The sequence below is a fragment of the Prescottella equi genome, from assembly GCF_020171745.1.
Classification (GTDB): Bacteria; Actinomycetota; Actinomycetes; order Mycobacteriales; family Mycobacteriaceae; genus Prescottella; species Prescottella equi_A.
In genome coordinates, this window is record NZ_JAIVAH010000020.1 from 56,069 (window position 1) to 73,632 (window position 17,564).

The 17,564-nt window shown below is 62.6% G+C and carries 16 protein-coding genes; 13 read left to right on the forward strand and 3 right to left on the reverse strand.

The genetic code is table 11. From position 1 onward, the window contains the following. Positions 1-44: 44 nt before the first annotated feature. Positions 45-1,130 carry a hypothetical protein gene (locus tag LCL87_RS17030; protein WP_225021708.1) on the reverse strand — a complete coding sequence of 362 codons (1,086 nt, stop codon included), beginning with the start codon at positions 1,128-1,130 and terminating at the stop codon, positions 45-47. A gap of 356 nt (positions 1,131-1,486) precedes the next feature. Here LCL87_RS17030 and LCL87_RS17035 point away from each other — a divergent pair, with 356 nt between their 5' ends. Then, complete coding sequence (locus tag LCL87_RS17035; protein ID WP_225021710.1) at positions 1,487-2,098, forward strand: hypothetical protein; 612 nt, start codon at positions 1,487-1,489, stop codon at positions 2,096-2,098. A 153-nt stretch (positions 2,099-2,251) separates the two neighbouring features. Beyond that, positions 2,252-2,698, forward strand: a complete 447-nt coding sequence (locus LCL87_RS17040) for an Rv0361 family membrane protein (protein WP_225021712.1) — start codon at positions 2,252-2,254, stop codon at positions 2,696-2,698. Positions 2,699-3,306: 608 nt separating this feature from the next. Here the strand turns inward: LCL87_RS17040 and LCL87_RS17045 are convergent. Beyond that, on the reverse strand, positions 3,307-3,843 hold the full coding sequence (locus tag LCL87_RS17045) for a hypothetical protein (protein ID WP_225021714.1): 537 nt from the start codon (positions 3,841-3,843) through the stop codon (positions 3,307-3,309). A 422-nt stretch (positions 3,844-4,265) separates the two neighbouring features. On the opposite strand from LCL87_RS17045, the gene LCL87_RS17050 reads away from it, so the two are divergent. From LCL87_RS17050 to LCL87_RS17080, 7 genes are all read left to right on the forward strand, one after another. Continuing rightward, positions 4,266-4,490 carry a hypothetical protein gene (locus LCL87_RS17050; protein WP_225021715.1) on the forward strand — a complete coding sequence of 75 codons (225 nt, stop codon included), beginning with the start codon at positions 4,266-4,268 and terminating at the stop codon, positions 4,488-4,490. Between the two features lie 1,065 nt (positions 4,491-5,555). After that, a complete protein-coding gene (locus LCL87_RS17055) occupies positions 5,556-5,759 on the forward strand; it encodes a DNA-binding protein (protein WP_225021718.1) in 204 nt (67 codons plus the stop codon). A 19-nt stretch (positions 5,760-5,778) separates the two neighbouring features. Next, positions 5,779-6,288, forward strand: coding sequence for a hypothetical protein (locus LCL87_RS17060; RefSeq protein ID WP_225021720.1), 510 nt, complete (start codon positions 5,779-5,781; stop codon positions 6,286-6,288). A 486-nt stretch (positions 6,289-6,774) separates the two neighbouring features. Then, on the forward strand, positions 6,775-7,266 hold the full coding sequence (locus LCL87_RS17065; protein WP_225021722.1) for a hypothetical protein: 492 nt from the start codon (positions 6,775-6,777) through the stop codon (positions 7,264-7,266). Position 7,267: 1 nt separating this feature from the next. Further along, positions 7,268-7,567, forward strand: coding sequence for a hypothetical protein (locus LCL87_RS17070; RefSeq protein ID WP_225021723.1), 300 nt, complete (start codon positions 7,268-7,270; stop codon positions 7,565-7,567). Between the two features lie 10 nt (positions 7,568-7,577). Further along, positions 7,578-7,856 carry a hypothetical protein gene (locus LCL87_RS17075; RefSeq protein WP_225021726.1) on the forward strand — a complete coding sequence of 93 codons (279 nt, stop codon included), beginning with the start codon at positions 7,578-7,580 and terminating at the stop codon, positions 7,854-7,856. A 344-nt stretch (positions 7,857-8,200) separates the two neighbouring features. Continuing rightward, positions 8,201-8,401, forward strand: coding sequence for a hypothetical protein (locus LCL87_RS17080; protein WP_225021729.1), 201 nt, complete (start codon positions 8,201-8,203; stop codon positions 8,399-8,401). On the opposite strand, the gene LCL87_RS17085 is transcribed toward LCL87_RS17080, so the two are convergent. Next, the gene (locus LCL87_RS17085; RefSeq protein ID WP_225021730.1) at positions 8,387-9,073 is read right to left on the reverse strand and encodes a recombinase family protein; all 687 of its coding nucleotides are present in this window, start codon (positions 9,071-9,073) and stop codon (positions 8,387-8,389) included. The two genes, LCL87_RS17080 and LCL87_RS17085, sit on opposite strands and share 15 nt — an antisense overlap. 219 nt (positions 9,074-9,292) lie before the next feature. Here LCL87_RS17085 and LCL87_RS17090 point away from each other — a divergent pair, with 219 nt between their 5' ends. The 4 genes from LCL87_RS17090 to LCL87_RS17105 all read left to right on the forward strand — a co-directional run bounded on the left by LCL87_RS17090 (position 9,293) and on the right by LCL87_RS17105 (position 17,499). Continuing rightward, positions 9,293-9,595, forward strand: coding sequence for a hypothetical protein (locus tag LCL87_RS17090; protein ID WP_225021733.1), 303 nt, complete (start codon positions 9,293-9,295; stop codon positions 9,593-9,595). A gap of 34 nt (positions 9,596-9,629) precedes the next feature. Further along, positions 9,630-10,703: a hypothetical protein gene (locus LCL87_RS17095; protein ID WP_225021735.1), complete on the forward strand. Its 1,074-nt coding sequence runs from the start codon at positions 9,630-9,632 to the stop codon at positions 10,701-10,703. 171 nt (positions 10,704-10,874) lie between these two features. Then, positions 10,875-16,865, forward strand: coding sequence for a hypothetical protein (locus LCL87_RS17100; protein WP_225021737.1), 5,991 nt, complete (start codon positions 10,875-10,877; stop codon positions 16,863-16,865). Continuing rightward, a complete protein-coding gene (locus LCL87_RS17105) occupies positions 16,855-17,499 on the forward strand; it encodes a hypothetical protein (RefSeq protein WP_225021739.1) in 645 nt (214 codons plus the stop codon). Before LCL87_RS17100 ends, LCL87_RS17105 begins: the two co-directional genes overlap by 11 nt. Positions 17,500-17,564: the final 65 nt, after the last annotated feature.

A 17,564-nucleotide genomic window follows, 5' to 3' on the forward strand; every position in this document is an offset into this window, starting at 1 on the left:
GTTATCCGCGGATAACCGGAGGCCGCGTCATGCGGGGCGTGAGGTCATGGTAGCCATTCGATGAGCACAAAGTTCTGAAACCCGTTTGCGACTCGGGTCGGGCGATCGCGCCCATACCCGTCTACGGTGTAGAGAGTTCCGTCAGTTGAGAAGAATGCGACTTTGGATCCGTCATGATTGGGGATTGGCTGGGTCACCTGAAGCGAACTAGTGTCAGGCAGCAGGGGGACTGCCTGTTCGGACCGGCTGCCGCAGGACCCAATCGCTGGGAGGTTCTTCAAGGAATCTCGATAGATCTGTGTGCCGACTATTTGTGCTGGATCATTGTGACTGGCACCCTCGACTTCAAAGTAGGTGTCAGGCGCAAGGGTCGAGTAAACGGAGTTTCGGCAGCTTGGATAGCGCGCAGTATCCTCCCAACTAAGCGAACCGCTGAAGTCGCGGTAGAGATTTCCGTTGATGTCGGAGACGGGAACGGTTTCGCGACTGGCTGACAGATTGTCGGGATCTGCACGGTACACCTCCTCTACGGTGGTAGATACGCCACCAGATATCGACCCCCCTACGCTGGCCCTACTTTCTCTAGTCCAGTAAATCCTGCCATTCGCGTCGAATCCGATTACGGATGCTGACTCATCGGTGCCGAACTCGTCAGAGCTAAGCTCGGGAGTGAGGTCGGCGAAATAGCCATCCATGTCGTACCACCCGGGATGCATTACCGAATTGACGGCTTTGTTTGCGGCAATTTTGGTAAAGTCGGGCGACATCGCAATAGTATGACCAAGGCCATATGAGGAAATGGATTTGGCGGCGCCGTCAAACTCTCCAAGGGTGCGATAGTTTCCGTTAATTGGATCGATGAGTCCAATTTCGTAAGGCTGGCCTTGCCCTTGATAGTGCCCGACAACAATTCCGGAAAGTTCGGAACGCTTCGGGAACGCCGCGACGCTTGGAGCGGAAGTGGTCGAAGGTTGTGCAGAGGACGAAGTGGGCAACGTACCTGCGACCGCTGGGACCTCCTCGGCCTCCTCTGAGGCGCATCCCGCCAACACTAAACAGCAGGTGGCGGACATCGCAAGAGCAACTAACGATCGTCGAGTCGGGGCAAGCATCGAGAACTCCCTGTTCATGGGCGCAGCATCCGCGCCGGAGCTGAAGACAGTAACCGACCGACCGGATTTGATCAGGGGATTGGGCGAATTTTCTCCGGAACTCACTCGACGATGACGCAGGCAGACGCCGGAGGTGGTCCTGTGGGCCGCTTGGCGTTGGCATCTGCTTTGTGCTCCTGAAACAGTGAAATGCCTCGACCCTTCACGGGTCGAGACCCACACGAAGGGTGCGAGTGATCGCTGGCGGGACTACCGATCTGGTGGCCCGAGGATGCGGTGGAGGAATTCGTCTGTTCGATCGACAGACAGCAGGCCAGGTGGTCGGTAGTCTCACGCTTTCCGTCTTGGGATGACGTCGATGGGGAGGAAACCGAATGCGCGGACACAAGCGGCTGGCCGTGGCGGCGTTGGCTGCTGGGATCGTCGCGGTCACTGTTGCGGGGTGTGGCTCTGGGGATTCGATTTCGGACGGAGTCGGTTCGGTTGCCGATGCTCTCGGCGTCGAGTCGCCTGAGTCTGCGGAGGCTCGGGCCCTGTGCGCGGATGCTCGTCTCGATTCGAACCTCTCCGTCGAGGAGTTCGTCGAGGCGACTAAGCAGCCTTGGATTGTTGACGGTGTTCCGCTGTCGGCCACCGACGATCCGCTGGTCCCGTCCCGTGCGGACACCGCTCGCGAGTTTGCAGAATTCATCGAGGCCACGCCAGATGGTGGCCAGGGCAGGTTCGCTCGCGCAGCTTGTCTGGCGTACCGGGACAAGGGCTACATTCCCCGGAACCACGACGGCACCTACGTAGAGATGCCGCTGTCCGCGGTCCTTGACTTAGGCTATGCCGCCTGCAAGATGGGAAAGACGCTCCTTGAGCAACAGGGTGGCCTCACATTGCCAGCGGAGATGGTGCCGCCGTCGGCCACACCCGGTTCCGGCACTGCGGCGGGGAACATCATTTCTGAGGCGACGTCGAAGCATCTATGCCCGCAGGTCTAATAGTTCGCCCTGAAACACCGAAAGGCCCCGACCATCCGTGGATGATCGGGGTATTCGTACCGCGAAACCTCACTCCTGCAGATTGTTCGGATGCTCCAGGGGGGACTTCCACTCGCCGACTGTCACTGCTACATCCAGGGAGACTGGGAACCGATGACCACCTTCTACCGATCCGCTTCTGTCGTTCTCGGCGCAACACTGGCAACTGCCGCCCTCAGTTCGTGTAGCGGCAACGCCACGGCCGGCGACCCGACGCCTTCCCCCGAGGACGCGATCGTCGCAGTTGTCGAGCAGATGAATCATGCCTACGCGAAAGGTGACGTAGAGGCCTACTACGGGTACTACTGCGCGGCGGAGACCAACAACATCAGGAGAAGCTTCTCGCCGGAAGAATTCAAGGCTCAGGTGAGTGGTGAACGATCCGCCAACAATGGCAAGGTCACGCAGATGAGCGTCGACGACATCAAGGTTGACGGGGACTCCGCAACAGCGACCGGGGTCATCGAGAACATGGAAGTCTCAGGTGACGTAAACGACGCCAGACGAGGGCCCGTCAAATTCGTCCGTGAAGGCGGCGAGTGGAAGTACTGCACCAACTAGCGTGTTTGGTTCCGGGCCGCCCTCACCGCGGCCCGGAACCTACTCGTCTACGACCCGAACGACAGTGAGCCGAGGCTGCCAGTAGCTGCCGGTTCTGAACCCGTCTCGCCAATTGTGAGCGGATACAACTCCAGGGACGTATAGGTCACAGGAGGAATTGAGTAGGGAGGATCCGCAGCCAAGCCGCAGAGCACCCCGGCGACATACCTTCCTGGCGCAATCGCAGGCATGACAGCTTCGGCGGTCCGTCCCGGGGTCACCGACACGTACCGGGGCTGTTGGGGAATACCTACGGACATGCTCGAGGAAGGCGAGTCGGGCATGTACGTCCCCCAGTCCACCGGGTTGGCCTCGAGGTCCAAGTCAGGGCTGCTGAGAAGTCGTTGCGCGCTCGCTTCGGTATGCACCCAAGGCCCGAAGCAGACGGTACGGGTGCCCGCCGTTTCTGGGACCGAGATCGTTGCGCGGATGGTATTGCCGTCAACCACAATGTCGACATTCGCTGGTATCGCGGCGTGAGCCGCTCCGGGCAGAACGAGTGCCGCGACAGCAGTCAGGGCGCCAGTAGCAAGCCCGACACGGAAGGATCGTTTCGCCATGCTGAACTCCTACGAGCCGAACGATAGCGAGCCTAGGCTGCCAGTCCCGCCAGGTTCTGACGTGTCGGGGTTGCCGATGGTGAATGGGATCTGCGTCAGTACGTAGTCGTTCCCGCCGGCCTGATAGCAGGCGATGCCGGCTACGTATCGGCCGTCGGCGATGTACGGGAGCTTCGCGACTACGGTCTGACCGCTGTACGCGTTCACGTAATTCGTCGACCCGTCGGGATTGATATATGGGGATCCGCCGGCGCCTGTCGGTGACACCGGCGACCCCACGAACCAGTTCAACGGCTTGTTCGCAACATCAAGTGTGGGGCTATTCAAGATTGCGGTCGCGTCTGCTTCGGTGTGGATCCACGGCCCAGCGCAGATTTCGGAAACGCCCGTGATCGGCACAGTGAGCGTGAATGACACCGTGTTGACGCCAATCTGGGTCTGAATGATCGGCGCCGACACAGCGAACGCTGTCCCCGGCATTGCGAGTGCTGCGGTAGCCCCGAGCGCGGCCGCAGCGAGGCTGCGGCGGATGATGCGTGTGTTCATGTCCCCCCTCGTTCGATTGATTCCAGAACGAGGGAGACTAACAGCGCAAGCGTCACCTAACGGGCGAAATCGGCAGAACTCCCGCTTTGGCGATACCGGGCCGGTCTTCGTGCCAAGATGCCGAAGCTGACATCTGCCTAATCACTGAAAGCTGCCCGCCAATGATCGGACGCCCTCCGTTTCCTCCTACTGGCACGCCCGGCCCGGCTGGTCCGCCCTCAACCCCTCCGCTAGGTACGTACGGGACGCCCGGTGCGCCGAAACGCTACAAGCCGAAACTGCGGCACAACCGTCCCTTCCGCTGGTCAGTGGCAGTCCTTGCGGCAGCTGCCCTGGCCGTCGGCACTTTTGCTGGCGTTTCAGCGTTCCTGAACCAACGTGACGACGCCTCATACGAGGCCGGCAGGGCCATTGGGGCAGAGGTGGCGAAGACCGCCGCGGCACTTGGCGGGGCAGGCATCCCAAGCAGCGGATCCGACAGTTCGATCGCCAAGAACTGCGACTATCTGGCGACCAACGCCAAAGGTAGCGCTGTCACCTACTGGTGGGGTGGCGAGATTTCGCGCGACAAGCTGGATCAGCACGACTACGCGGAAGGATGCCGTGACGCGATGTGGGACGCATTCCATCAGCCGCCCGCGTCATAGGACGACTACCGCGCCAGGTGCCATACCGCCTCGCAGTTCGCGTACGTCGCGGCCCTCGGATTGATTGCCCCGCAGTTGATGTGCCATTCACGCCCGTCCGACAAGGTGACGCCGATCCACCACTGGTCAGCTGGAGCGGCCGTGGGATCTCGCTCACAGTCGCCCCGGGGCCACCGGCAACCCGATAAGTTCGGTTCTCGTGGCGCCAGGGCCACCCCCCGACGCGGCCCTGGCGCCACGCCCGCGGGCTCGGGTGGGGCAACAGCGACGACCACTCGAGCACCGTCGGGAATCCCACCAAACCAGACACCAGAGCAGCCGCTACCTGCTACAAACCAGACCATGAAAACGGTTCGGGGCTTCGTCTTCTCGCTCGTGGTGCCGCTGGGCGGGCTAGCGCTACTCGCCTACGGCGGGACGCAAGGATTCTGGGGTGCACCAGAAGCCTTCGCCGATTGGTTCACGGGTGTCGTAGCGTCCGAGGCAACCACAACGCCGGCAACCTCGATCCAGGTAGCCGAATGAAGGTGCTGCGCTCCCCATGGGCGCTCGGATTTCTAGCGCTCTCAGCCTCACCCGGACTCATCGCCTTCTTCGCAGGAGCCTCGGTCGGGCTGTCGCTACTCTCAGCCTTCGCCGGAATCATCATCATGTTCTGCATCGCGGGAATACTCAGCCCCGACTAGCACGTCGCCGCCCCTAATCCGCTTGCTCACGTCCAGACAATGAACGAGTGCGAACACTTCAGATCACTTGCAAGACAACGCTCCACGCCGCGCAAGTCTTCAGCCGGCTCAGCTGCCACCGGTGCACGCTCAGAGGCAGTATCGACGAGAGAGGTCCCGCCGAGTCCCTCCTGGTCGTGCGCCACGAGGAGGGGTGCAAATGGGTCTAGATACCCGTGGAGTAATGCCGTTGCGTGTAGATACCCAACCTCTGTAGCGTTGGCTGCATCGCCGACGTGTCCCTAAAACCGTCCGGCGCACCTCTCCGCACTGCTCGCGTTAGCAGCATCGCCCCTTCTCCGCCGGGCGTACATCTATGCCTCCAGCCGAAGGAATCACCGTGCGTAAACGCTTTGAGTCTCCAGACAACACCGCAGCCCGTTATGGCGTCACGCGCAAGACCATTGAGAGGAGCGTTCGCGCCCTCCACATCACCGAGTACAGGCCGGGACCGCGCTGCGTCCGATACGACGTCGATGAGATCGACGCCGCATTCAGCGGCCACCTCGTCGAACGCGGCAAGAACGAACCCCAGCCCGCCTGACTAGCCCTCAAGGACGCTCATGAACTTTGCCGACTGGAACCCGCAGATGACGCCGGAGGTGCGCCGCGCCAACGGGATTGCCGCGGAACAACACGCAGCCAACCTAGAGGCGTACAACAAGCGTGTCGATGCGGAGCGGGAGCAGAACGCAAGATGTGCCAGCAAGGATGCCGCCTTCGAGGAGCACCTGGCCGAGTACCGGCGCCGGAAAGCAGACCCGTGGGCGGATCAACCCGACGACGCCCTCACCCCGACCGCAGCCATCGACAAGGCGCGGGCACAAGTGCGTGCAGACCGAGAATCCGGAGCCAACGCCGCAGCAGACGAGCGTCAGCGCCAGTTTGCCGCCGACATCGACGCGCGGAACCAGCAGCATCAAACCAATGCCCGCGCCATGCAGGAATGGTCCCGCCAAGCGCTGGCCGAGCGAATGCCGGCACTCGAAGAGATGGCCGCTGAAAATGCGAGGCGAGCCGAATCGACCGCCACGATCGACGAAATGCGCCGGCAGCGCAAAAATCGCCTGTAACGCGAAGGACAACAGAATATGACTGCACCGTACGGATATCTCACTCGTGACGGTGTCATTCCCGTCCCCACGCTGACCGAAGCGCTGGACGCGGCGAGCGAGCATCGCACAGCCGCCTACCAGCGCGGCCTCCAATGGATCCGAGTCTCAAGCGGAGCCCTTCACGAGCTACACCAGCCGCTTACAATCGAGATCCCGAATGGCTGACATCACTGCCCAACCGGGTGACAGACCGAATAGCATTCGGTCTCAATACATCTGGGCCATGAACGAGACGAAGCGGGTGCTACGGGCAGGGCGCGGATCGACGAAAAGCTCCGCGCGTTCGCCGAGCATCAAGAAGCCGCCCGGATCGCCGCCGAAAACCCGGATAGATATACGGAAATCTTGACCGAAGTTCAGCGTGAAAACGCTAACAACGGCCTCTGACTTTCCGCACCAGCCCGCTACCACTCCAAACTGTCCTGCAAACGTAAGAGGTGCCCCATGTATTCACCTGATGCACGCGAAGCGCAGAGCCTCGCGATGAAGAAATGGCGAGAAGATCAGGTTGCTCAGCGTGAGGCTGAACTCATTCGAATTCATGCGGAACGTGAAGAATCAGAACGGGTCGCTGCCGAGAACCGTGAAGTGATGATGGCAGTACGCGCAGAAGTTGTCCGCAAGCGCACGGAAGGCGCCTTCGAGGGCGTTGTCGGTGAAGCCCGCCGCAGGATTCAGACAGAGAACGAGCTGGTCCGTGAAACGGGGCGCAGTTCCGTCCAGTCGGCCGCATTCAAGGCCCAGTCGGAACATGCGCAGCGAATGAACGAGGAACACGCTGAGCGCCAGAAACAGTTTCAGCAATGGCAGGCTGAGCAAGCAGAAGAGCGCTCTGAAGAACTCCGCGAGATCGCCGAGAAGAACGCTGCGAAACAAGCGAGTAATGACGAGTTCGAGGCTGCCCGCGCCCGGGTCCGCGCCAAGCGAGGCTGGTGACATGAGCACCGCCATCATCACGCCCGAGCTTGAGGCGCACAGGGCAGCGCACGCCGCGTTCTACGCCGCTCGCCGCGACCTTATCCACGCCGCCGAACACGCCCTCCAGCGCCGGCCGCCTGATGACTTCAAACGCTGCCTCGAAGCTCACGACCGCTTCACCGCCGCCGGCTACCAGGCCCGAGCGGCCGCCAAGGCTGCAGGCCAGCCACTCCAGCCGCTCGTCGATGACGACATCACCGACGAGCTACCCTTCCTGCGCCATATCCTCGACACCGCCGCCAGCCGAGCTGGACGCTGAGGAACACGACATGGCATACGAGTTCATCAACCGGTACTGCGCCGAGAACGACTTCGAAGCAGCCCTGCAGAACTTCAACCATGCCGAGTGGCGCCTCCAGGACACGCGACCCATCTGGCAGTCGAATGGCGTCACAGCGGCCGAACTCCTCGGCTACCTGCGCGTCTACCAGGCGTGCCGAGGCCGCGTCCTAGACATCGGACAACACCTCGACAGATCATTCGGGCGACCGACACCACCCGAGTGCCCGGACTGGTGCCCAGACCTCGACACTCTCGCGGCCACGTAGGCCGGTGCAACACCCAATCCATCACCGGCACCTCTGCTAACCACTGTCGTGCAACCGCCTTATTACTTGTGGCGCGCGTGTCGGGTGTCGCGGACTTCGACGAACACTTTCCCGGGGAACCCCTTCGCCGTTTTGATGGTGGGGTTTTCGGTCTGTCTTCCCACCCCATATGAGCGGGAAGGGCGGAGAGGCCCGGCTGCGATCTGTTGTCACCGTGACGCAACGGGGCTGAGGTTGTACACCGGGGGTGGAGAGGTACTTCATCGACCATGGCATGGCAGGACTCTTGTCTTCGGTGTGCAGTCCGACGTAGCCGTAGGCTCGAGCGGGTGGAGGTTGGCGAAGTGGAGTTCGAGACCGTGCTCGCGGCGTTGCGGACTCAGTTGCCTGCGGGGGCCGCCGAGCGGGTCGCGTTCGCTGGTGATGTCGCCGATTGGCTTGAGCGCCTGCGTACCGGAATCACGGAAAGCGGTATGGCAGCGTCGCCGGAAATGCTCGCGCGGATCGAAGGTGCGATAGTTGCCCTCCGGTTACTGGGAAGCTAGGTCGGCTGCTAGCTGGCCTTCCAAAATCGCCCGAACAGTACTCGGATACCACTTGACGCCACCGCGCGCAGTTGGGATGCCGGCCTCGTTCATCCGCTTGGCGATGCGCCCAAGTGAGATGCCTTCCTTGTGGGCGTCCACGATTTGCTGCACCAGGGCGGGTGGCACCGCACTCGGCCGCCCTAAGCGGATTCCCTGGGCCTTCTTCATCGCCAATGCGTCTTTGGTGCGCTGACTGATAAGACGCCGCTCTAGCTGTGAGAACACGACCATCATGCCAGCGGCAGCTTCGCCTGCCGGGGTGGTGGTGTCGATCGCAAGGTCGGCGGAGAAGATGCGCCATCCCTCACGGCCAGCGCGTTCGAGCATCGCGGACGCATCGGCAACAGATCGCGAGAGCCGATCAAGCTTCGCGACTACGAGCGCGGCCGCACGACCCTCTTCGATCGCGGCGATCGCCTCGCCAAGCGCCGGACGGTTAGCGATTGATTTGCCAGAGATGCCGGCGTCAGAGAAGAACTCGATAATGGTCCATCCACGCCGCTCCGCTTCGGCCTCGATTGTGGCGCGCTGCGCGTCCAAGCCTGCTCCACTGAGGGCCTGCTCCTCGGTCGAGACACGAAGGTAGGCGACAACCTGGTTCGGGTCTGCGGTGCGCTTGTGCCGTGCCATACGCAGACCATACATAAAACGGTCGTATTCTGTACGACTTTTCGGGTACCCACTCGGTGAGTACCCCGCCGTCTCCCCTGGGGCCACCTCTCCCCGGGGGTCTGGGTGTGGCGGCTCGCTGTTGAGCTACGGCGACCGGCCCTCTCGCCGATGTTCCGGCTGAGCCGCCACGCCCCCACTCACTGCAAATCGGGTCACCCTGTGAAAGGCGGTACGGCTGTGGAGTACTCAGCTGCCGGCAACAACCTTGAGGAGTACCTGCAGACGAGTTCGGATCTGCGGGACCACATCCAGGAAGTGTGTGAGCAGGGCGCGGATTATTGGGCTCGGGAGTCCCGCTGGCGCACCGGCTTCAACGCCACCCATATCGAGGCGTCGACCGACAACGAAGGCGCTGACGGAAACATCCGCGGTGTCATCTACGCGTCCGGACATTACGCCCGCTACCGCGAACACGGCACCCAATACAACGAAGCCGAACACCTGCTCCAGGACGTCATCGACTGGATCGAACACACCTGACCTCACACCCTCCGTCCTTCTGCAGGAGAGCACTTTGACGACACTTCGCGAGTTCCTGAACAGCGTCGAGCTGATCGGGGTCGATGACAACAACGACCAGCCGGGTCAGCTCTACTCGTTCAACGTCAACCCGCGTGATGGGCGGCTGGAGATGCGGAAGGGCGAGAAGGGGGACAAGGGCGACAAGGGCGACAAGGGCGAGCCTGCGTATCCGTTCGAGTGGCAGGGCGACATGACGAACCAGTTGGCGATCGAGAATCAGCTGGTCGGCCCCGACGAGAATGGGTGGACGTTTCGGAACTCCGAGACCAACGCCATGCATTACTGGACGGGCACTAGCTGGATCGTGTTCGCGAGCGCGTTTGGTGCGCCGGGGCCGCGGGGCCTGGCGAACCAGCTGACTGTCGGAACGGTCACAACGTTGCCCACAGGTTCGAATGCGACGCTGTCCATCACGGGCACGGCACCGCATCAGGTGTTGAACATCGGTATCCCTCGCGGCATCCAGGGCGCGGTTGGTGAGGCCGGTGGCCCGGGGCCACTACGGACGGCCCCGGACTACGACAACAGTTCCCCTCCTCAGCAGGGCGATTTGCTGGCGTGGCAGTCGAGCAGTTCGAAGTTCAAGCCTGTCCGGAACCCTGGTGTTCGGGGCCCCTACTCGATCGACTTCGCGAGCTTCCCGGCGGAATCATTGAACAACTCGGTGGACGGCAAGGTCGTTGCGACGCTGCCGATTCCCGCGCAGGCGACGTCTTGGCGGCCGATGGTGTTCGGTTCAATCGAGACGCAGACACATTCGGCGGACTTCAAGACCCGCGTTGATGCGGAGGTCCGGATCGGGTCTGCGGCGGGGCAGATCGTGGGACTCGGCACCGGCTTCCCGAACGGCGTCGACTCCGACAACAGGCAAACGGCGATCGTCGCGTCGAACCGCATCCAGCCGTATTTCGACGTCGAGATGGATGCGACGTCCACTGTTGGTGTGGTCCCGGCGGGACAGGCCACCTCGCTTGTCGTGGTTCTCAGTCGCCCCTTCGGATCGGGGCACTACAGCCACTGGTCTCGCAACGCACACCTCGTGTGCCACTGCATCCCCGTCTACTAACGCTGCTCATCCGGCTCCGCGGATTCTCGGCCGAGCGGTGCCTCCGGCTACTTCGTGGCCCCTCTGAAGTCACCCCGCGCGTGACACAGGCCGCGCCTTCGCATCACTGACTGACGCCTCTAACGACTGCCAGTCCCGCACTTGATCGACAACTGAATCGAGAACCCCGCCATGGTTGATGGGCCTTACAACGCTGGTTCAGCGAACATCCAGGTCAATCCGAGTCTTGCGCCGAACTGGAAGTCGCGGCTGAAGACTCAGGTCGAGGGCCGCCGGGTTGAGGGCACTGTCTTCATGAACCCGGAACTGGTGAAGGGTTTCGCGTCGAAGGCGGTCGCGGACGCGAAGACGGCGCTGGCGGGCAAGAACGTGTCGGTCAAGGTCGGCGCGAACCTGACCGGGTTCATCGGCGAGCTGAACACCAAACTGCGACCACTCGACAACAAGTCGCACGTGAAGGTCAAAGCGACCCCGAACATGACCGGGTTCGTGAAGGACCTGAACGAGAACCTGCGCCCGCTGGACAACAAGTCCCACATCAAGGTTCAGGTTGAGGCGAACCTGGCGGGACTCGGTCAGCGGGTTCGAGCAGACCTCAAGATGGTGAACCTGCCGAAGATCAAGCTACGGGTGGAACCGGACTTCACGGGGTTCGCGACCAAGTTGAACGCGGTGCAGGGGATCGCCAAGGGTAAGGCGCTGAAGTTGCCGGCCCACCTCGACTTCACGATCGCGAAAGCCCAGCTTGCGGCGTTCAAGGCGTCCGCGGGAAACATCACGCTAAACGTCGATCTCGATACGACGGGTGCGACATCACAGTTGTCGTCGTTGATGGCGCAGGCTGTCGCGCTTCGCGCGTTGCTGCACGGCATCCCTGTCGGGACGAGCGGGGGGCTGGGCGGCGGTGGCGGCGCGGGTGGCATGGGTGGCATGGGTGGCGCATTGTCGATGGCGACGATGCTCAAGGCTTCGTTGGCGGCGGTGGGTGCCGTCAATTTGGTGCCGCTGGTCGGCCAGATCGCGCAGGTCGGTAACGCTCTTGCGCTGCTGCCCGCTGCGGCCACTGCGGCAGGAGCGGCACTCGCCGCGATCATGATCGGCAGCACCGGGGTGTTGAAGGCGTTCAAGGCCGGATCTGCTCTGACCGAGAATGATGCAAAGGAAGCTGAGCAGGCGGCGAAAGCGCAAGCGTCGGCGCAGAAGCAGCTGCAGTCTGCTGTGGAGTCGGCCTCTGACACGCAGGTGCAGGGTGCCCGTCAAGTGGCGTCGGCTGAGCGTGGGGTGGAGTCGGCACAGAAGTCGGCGGTGAACGCGCAGAAGGACCTGACTAGTGCACGGAAGGACGCGGTCGATCAGATCGACGACCTGAACCGGGCTCTGAAGGGCAGTGTCCTGGATGAGCGCGAAGCCGAGTTGGCGGTGCGGCGCGCGAAGGAACGCATTGCTGAGGTCGGCAAGTCAGGGAACAGCCGACTGGACCGCGACGAGGCCCGTGTCGGCTATCAGCGGGCGATTCAGAACCTCGAGGATGTCCGGCACCGAAACCAGGAACTCGCAGCCGAAGCGCAGGAAGCGAACCGTAAGGGTGTCGAGGGCGCCGACATCGTCGTCGCGGCGAAGGAACGTGTCGCGGAAGCGGACCAGGGCGCGGTCGACGCGCAGCGGGATCTGACGGAAGCACAGGCTGACGCCGCGAAGGCCAACGCTCGGGCCGCACAGCAGGTCGCGGACGCACAAGCCTCGGTGAATGAAGCCCTCTCGGCCGGCGGCGATTCAGCCGACAAGTACGCGAAAGCGCTCGAAAACCTCACCCCCGGGGCACGTGGATTTGTCGAGCAGGTTCGTGGTCTCGGCGACCGCTGGAAGGCCCTCCGCGAAGCCACCCAGGAAAGCTTGTTCGACGGGATGGGTGATTCGATTGTCGCGCTCGCCGATACCCAGCTTCCGACCCTGAAAGAGGGTTTGTCGGGGATCGCGTCGGTACTGAACGGCGGTCTCAAGTCGGCGCTCGGAGTGTTCTCCGGTGACGCGGCACAGAAGGACTTCGCCCACTTCCTCACCAACTCGAAGACCGCGACCGATTCTCTCGCGCAGGCGATGAAGCCCCTCTCCCAGGTGTTCATCGACCTGACCACAGTCGGATCGGACTTCCTGCCGCAGATTGCGAAAGGGCTTGGAGACGCAACACAGCGGTTCTCCGAGTTCGTGTCTAAGAGCCGCGACAACGGCGATCTGGCGGCGTTCTTCCAGCGCGGCATCGACACCCTGAAGACCCTCGGCTCGATCGTCGGCAACGTGTTCGGGTCGATCAGCGCGATCTTCAAGGGCTCTCGCGATGAGGGCGAGGGGATGCTGAAGAGCCTCGACGACGCCACCGGCAAGATGAAGGACTACCTGAAATCCACTGACGGACAGACGAAGATCAAGGACTTCTTCCGCTCGTTCCGCGACATGCTCGACAAGATCACGCCGATCCTGAGTGGTCTCGGCGGCTTCATCATCAATAGCGTCGTGCCGGCTTTCCAGACATGGGGTTCGCTGGTCACCCCGATCATCGGCGGCATCGTCGCGCTGATGGAGAAGTTCCCTGGCTTGACGCGGGACATCGTTCTTGGGTTCATGGTGTTCAAGACGATCACGACCGTGATCACGGGCGTCCAGACCGCACTCGGTGGACTGTCGTTCGCTCTCGGCCCGATGGGTGTTCTCGCGCTCGGTATCGCTGCCGCGGTCGGTGTCCTTGCCACACTCGCAGGTTCGCAGCGTGATGCGAAGCGTGCTGCCGAGGAACATGAGCAGGCGATCAAGAACCTGCGGAACACGCTCGATGCCGATACCGGCAAGGTGACCCAGTCGACAGTCGACACCATCCGGGAAAAGGCTGAGACCGACGGGCGACTTGAGACGGCAGACGGGTTCGGACTAACCCCCCAGCGGTACCTGGACGCCATCATCGAGCCAGACCCTGCTGCGTACAACGATGTCCGCCAGCGGCTCAACAACGACATCATCGGCAACCTGCGGACGCAGAAAGGGCCGATGGCCGCGTTCGAGCGAGACGGTATATCGCTCGAGATGGTCGCCGATGCTCTTGCCGGCGACAAGGCTGCACTCGCGAAGTACCGGGAGTATGAGTCCCGGCCGGGCAACCAATACGCGTTGCGTGACCTGAAGCACTGGATGACCAACGAAGGTGACTTCGCTGGCGATTCAGCGCTCGACCTTTTGACAAGCGTTAACGCTGAGCGGCAGCACCTGGGGCTGAGTCAGGAAGGCTGGCAGCGCACGAACGAGTCGACGGGTGGCGCTGTCGCTGTGACTCCGGAGATCGCAGACTACTTCCGAAACCTATCCGTCGACGACAGTGGTCCGCTTGGCATCGAGATTGAGCCGACAATGCCGAACCGGAACACCGCGGTGGTCAAGGGGCAGCTGACACCCGCGCAGAAGGATGCGCTCGACCGCAACGGCTTCAAGCCGACCCGGAACCTCCAAGACAACAGCTGGTCCATCAACCTCAACTCGGACGAGGCGTTCTTCGCGCTAGGCCCCATGATCGACCGTGCTGCAGGGGCTCCACCCGCTCCTGCGACTCGTCCCGCACCGGCCCCGAGTGCCCCACCGCCGGCGCCTGCGCCTTCTGCCGGTCCTGCGCTGCGTCCGTCGATTCCGATCTCGGATGCGGATTTCGATGCGATGCCGCGGACGATGCAGAACCTGTACGCGGAACAGACACCCGGTCCCACCCGCGGCGACCTCCAAGGCCTGCTGGACCCGACGGGGCGTGCGACCAACGCGGCAACCACATCGGATCCGCAGGGGCGGGCGTTCCCCACGATCGGCCTGCCGAGCACGCCTGCGGCACTGGATCCGCTTCTCGGGCAGGAACCTGCACCTGCGGCGGAATCATCCGGACCGGACTACTCGCAGGCGATCGCGTCGTGGAACTCGTACGCCGGCGCGGTCAAAGCCGGTTTCGACGACAAGGTCCGTCCCTCGCTCGATGGAATCCTCAGTGGAACAGAGCAAATCCGGAAGGCGTTCACCGAAGGCCTCCAAGGTGTCGCTGCCGCGAGCTGGTCGGAGTTCGTCACGAAGGTGACGGGCGATCAGGGCGCGTTGGCGATTCAGGTGTCGTTCGGGATCTTGACGGAGTCGCTCTACGATCTGGCGAACCATTTCACGATCGCGTTGGTGCAGAACGCCGCCCAGCGTGAAGTGGATCTGGCGAACTCGACCAGCAACATGGTGTCGACGATCGGGCAGATCCACTTCTTCGGCCTCGGTCTCGCCCTCGACAATCTCGCGCTGAAGTTCTCCGACACGGTGACCGGGATCGGGGAATCGTGGGACGGGCTGAAGGGTTCGGTCGCGAATCCGATCAACTGGATCATCGAGAAGGTCCTGAACACGGGCCTGCGGGACGCCTGGAACAGTGTCCGCACCGTCGTGCCTGATCTACCTGAGTGGACCGTGACGGTCCCGAAGATCGAGGGGTTCTCGACCGGCGGCATCATGTCCGGCTACGCGCCCGGCGTCGACGATCGCGTGATTGCTGTCGGTCCGGGTGAAGCTGTGATGCGGCCCGAGTTCGCGGCGGCGATGGGACACGACTACATCAACTCGATGAACGCGGCCGCCCGCACGGGCGGTGTCGCCGGGGTACGCAAGCTCTCCGACCAGATCGCCGGCTACTACTCCAACGGCGGCATCGTCGACTCGATGCGGGACGTTGTCGCGGAACGGTTCCCGATGATGTCGCTGACCTCGGGGCTGCGGTTCACGGACAGCGGGTATCACTCCAAGGGCATGGCCGCCGACTTCTCCAATGTTGGTGCTGGCGCGAACTCGTCGCCCGAACTGCAGGAGATGGCTGGCTGGTGGGCTGCGAACTGGGCTGACAAGACACTTCAGTTGATCCATAACCCGTTCGGCCACAACATTATGGACGGCAAGTTCGTCGGTGATGGCTTCGCGGCCTACGGCGCGGGCACGATGGGCGAGCACGGCGACCACCTGCATTTGGCGATCAAGGAAGCCCTAGACGGTCGGCCCGCGAATCTTCCTCCGCTGGCGGGTGGGATGTCATTCGGTGCCGCTGCGGCTCGGCTGCTTCAGGACAAGTTCGATAAGCCGCTGGCCGATTTGCGCGGGCAGATGCCGGACTTCGGCGCTTCTCTGTTCGGGCAGGTGCCGGGCAAGTTGTTCGACGCGTTCACTGGTGCCGCAGGGAACCAGATCCGGAAGCTTGCGGGCAGGTTCGGATCGCTGGATGCGGGCGCGACGCCGTGGGATATCTCCGCTGGTGTGGAGCAGTGGCACGACAACATCGTTGCCGCGCTGATCCGTGAGGGCTGGGAGCCTTCCGAGCGCAACATCATGCTCACCAAACGGCAGATGCAAACCGAATCCGGCGGTGACCCGAACATCGTGCAGAAGGTCATCGATGTGAACTCAGGCGGCAACGAGGCCGTCGGCCCCATGCAGGTCACGCCCGGCACGTTCGCGTCCTACCGCAACCCGACTCTGCCGAACGATCGCACCAATGTGGACGCGAGCCTGTCCGCTGCGCTCCGCTGGTACCGCTACAAGTGGGGCGACGACCTCGGAACCCAGTGGGGCAAAGGGCAGGGCTACGACCAGGGCGGCATTGCGGACGGTCTCGGGTTCATGCCGAAATGGACGCTCGAACCTGAGCGGGTTCTGTCGCCTCAGCAGACGAAGGCATTCGAAACGCTGGTCGACGTCCTCAAAGACCCGAAGTTCATCGAGGCTCTGACCAGCAGCTATCGGAACATCAACCCGTGGCGGCCCGAAGATGAAGAACTCGACCTCACCACCATGTCCGCCCCCGACTGGCTCCCGCAGATTGATCCCGTCCTCGAAGCACGGGAAGCCGAAATGCGGTGGTTCGAAACCTCGAACCCCCAGGCCACGTTCATGAATCGCGCATATGACCTCGCCAGCCAGCAATCAGGGGAAGTCGAGACGTGGCTGCGCGACAACCAGCGCGGCATAGTCGAGTCAGCGATCGCTGGGGCCGCCCCCAGCTTCATCATCAACGGCGGTATCCACACCACCGACTGGGACCAGGCGCAACGAAAGATGTGGCGCGGGATCGAACACCACACGCGCCGATACTCCCGCAAGGGTGGCCGATGAAGACCACGATCGAGAGGGCTGCAGTATGAAGCCAGAAGTATCACCGGACACTTGCCGCCTCGCTGGCAGCTACATCGAGGCATGTGTGCTCGGCGACGTTAAGCAGGTCATGGCGCTCTACCAGCAGGCGCAACCTGTGTGGGACGAGTTCGTCGTCGCCGGGCTTTGGCTCACAACGGGACTCGCAGCAGCGCAGGGAAAGCCTGTCCCGCACCTGTACGACTTGATCGCTGACGACAACCGCGAAAGCAAGATGGAACACCTCATCTGGAAAGTCGTCGGCACAGAGTTCGGTGCAGCCCTCAAAGTTGGTCGGATGGCGCGCGGCGACCTCGCCAACGAGGCCCTACGCAGCTGCCCCGACTGGGACCCCTCCACGGAAACCAACCTCGACGACGCCCGAACCGCGGTCGCCGTCCTAATGCATCACACCGCCGGCGACCCGCGTGCGGTCGCGCAACTCGTCGCCGACGCCGAAAACGCCGGACACGCATTCAACCTGGTTCACGCCCTTGCCGAACTCTGCGTCAGGCTAAATCCCGACCTAGCCACCGACGAAGGTCGGGCAGAGCTGCAACAGATCGCACTAGGCCTGGCCTGCCCTGACTCGGACGAGGCAGACCCAGCCGACTGACACGATCCATCAACAGTGGGACCCCACAATCACTGTGGGGTCCCACTTTCGGCGTATCCGCAGCG

Excerpts from the sequence above, each read along its gene's own strand:
- LCL87_RS17030 (WP_225021708.1), bottom strand. The coding sequence starts at position 1,130 with ATGAACAGGGAGTTCTCGATGCTTGCCCCGACTCGACGATCGTTAGTT.
- LCL87_RS17035 (WP_225021710.1), top strand. The coding sequence starts at position 1,487 with ATGCGCGGACACAAGCGGCTGGCCGTGGCGGCGTTGGCTGCTGGGATC.
- LCL87_RS17040 (WP_225021712.1), top strand. The coding sequence starts at position 2,252 with ATGACCACCTTCTACCGATCCGCTTCTGTCGTTCTCGGCGCAACACTG.
- LCL87_RS17045 (WP_225021714.1), bottom strand. The coding sequence starts at position 3,843 with ATGAACACACGCATCATCCGCCGCAGCCTCGCTGCGGCCGCGCTCGGG.
- LCL87_RS17060 (WP_225021720.1), top strand. The coding sequence starts at position 5,779 with ATGAACTTTGCCGACTGGAACCCGCAGATGACGCCGGAGGTGCGCCGC.
- LCL87_RS17065 (WP_225021722.1), top strand. The coding sequence starts at position 6,775 with ATGTATTCACCTGATGCACGCGAAGCGCAGAGCCTCGCGATGAAGAAA.
- LCL87_RS17070 (WP_225021723.1), top strand. The coding sequence starts at position 7,268 with ATGAGCACCGCCATCATCACGCCCGAGCTTGAGGCGCACAGGGCAGCG.
- LCL87_RS17075 (WP_225021726.1), top strand. The coding sequence starts at position 7,578 with ATGGCATACGAGTTCATCAACCGGTACTGCGCCGAGAACGACTTCGAA.
- LCL87_RS17085 (WP_225021730.1), bottom strand. The coding sequence starts at position 9,073 with ATGGCACGGCACAAGCGCACCGCAGACCCGAACCAGGTTGTCGCCTAC.
- LCL87_RS17100 (WP_225021737.1), top strand. The coding sequence starts at position 10,875 with ATGGTTGATGGGCCTTACAACGCTGGTTCAGCGAACATCCAGGTCAAT.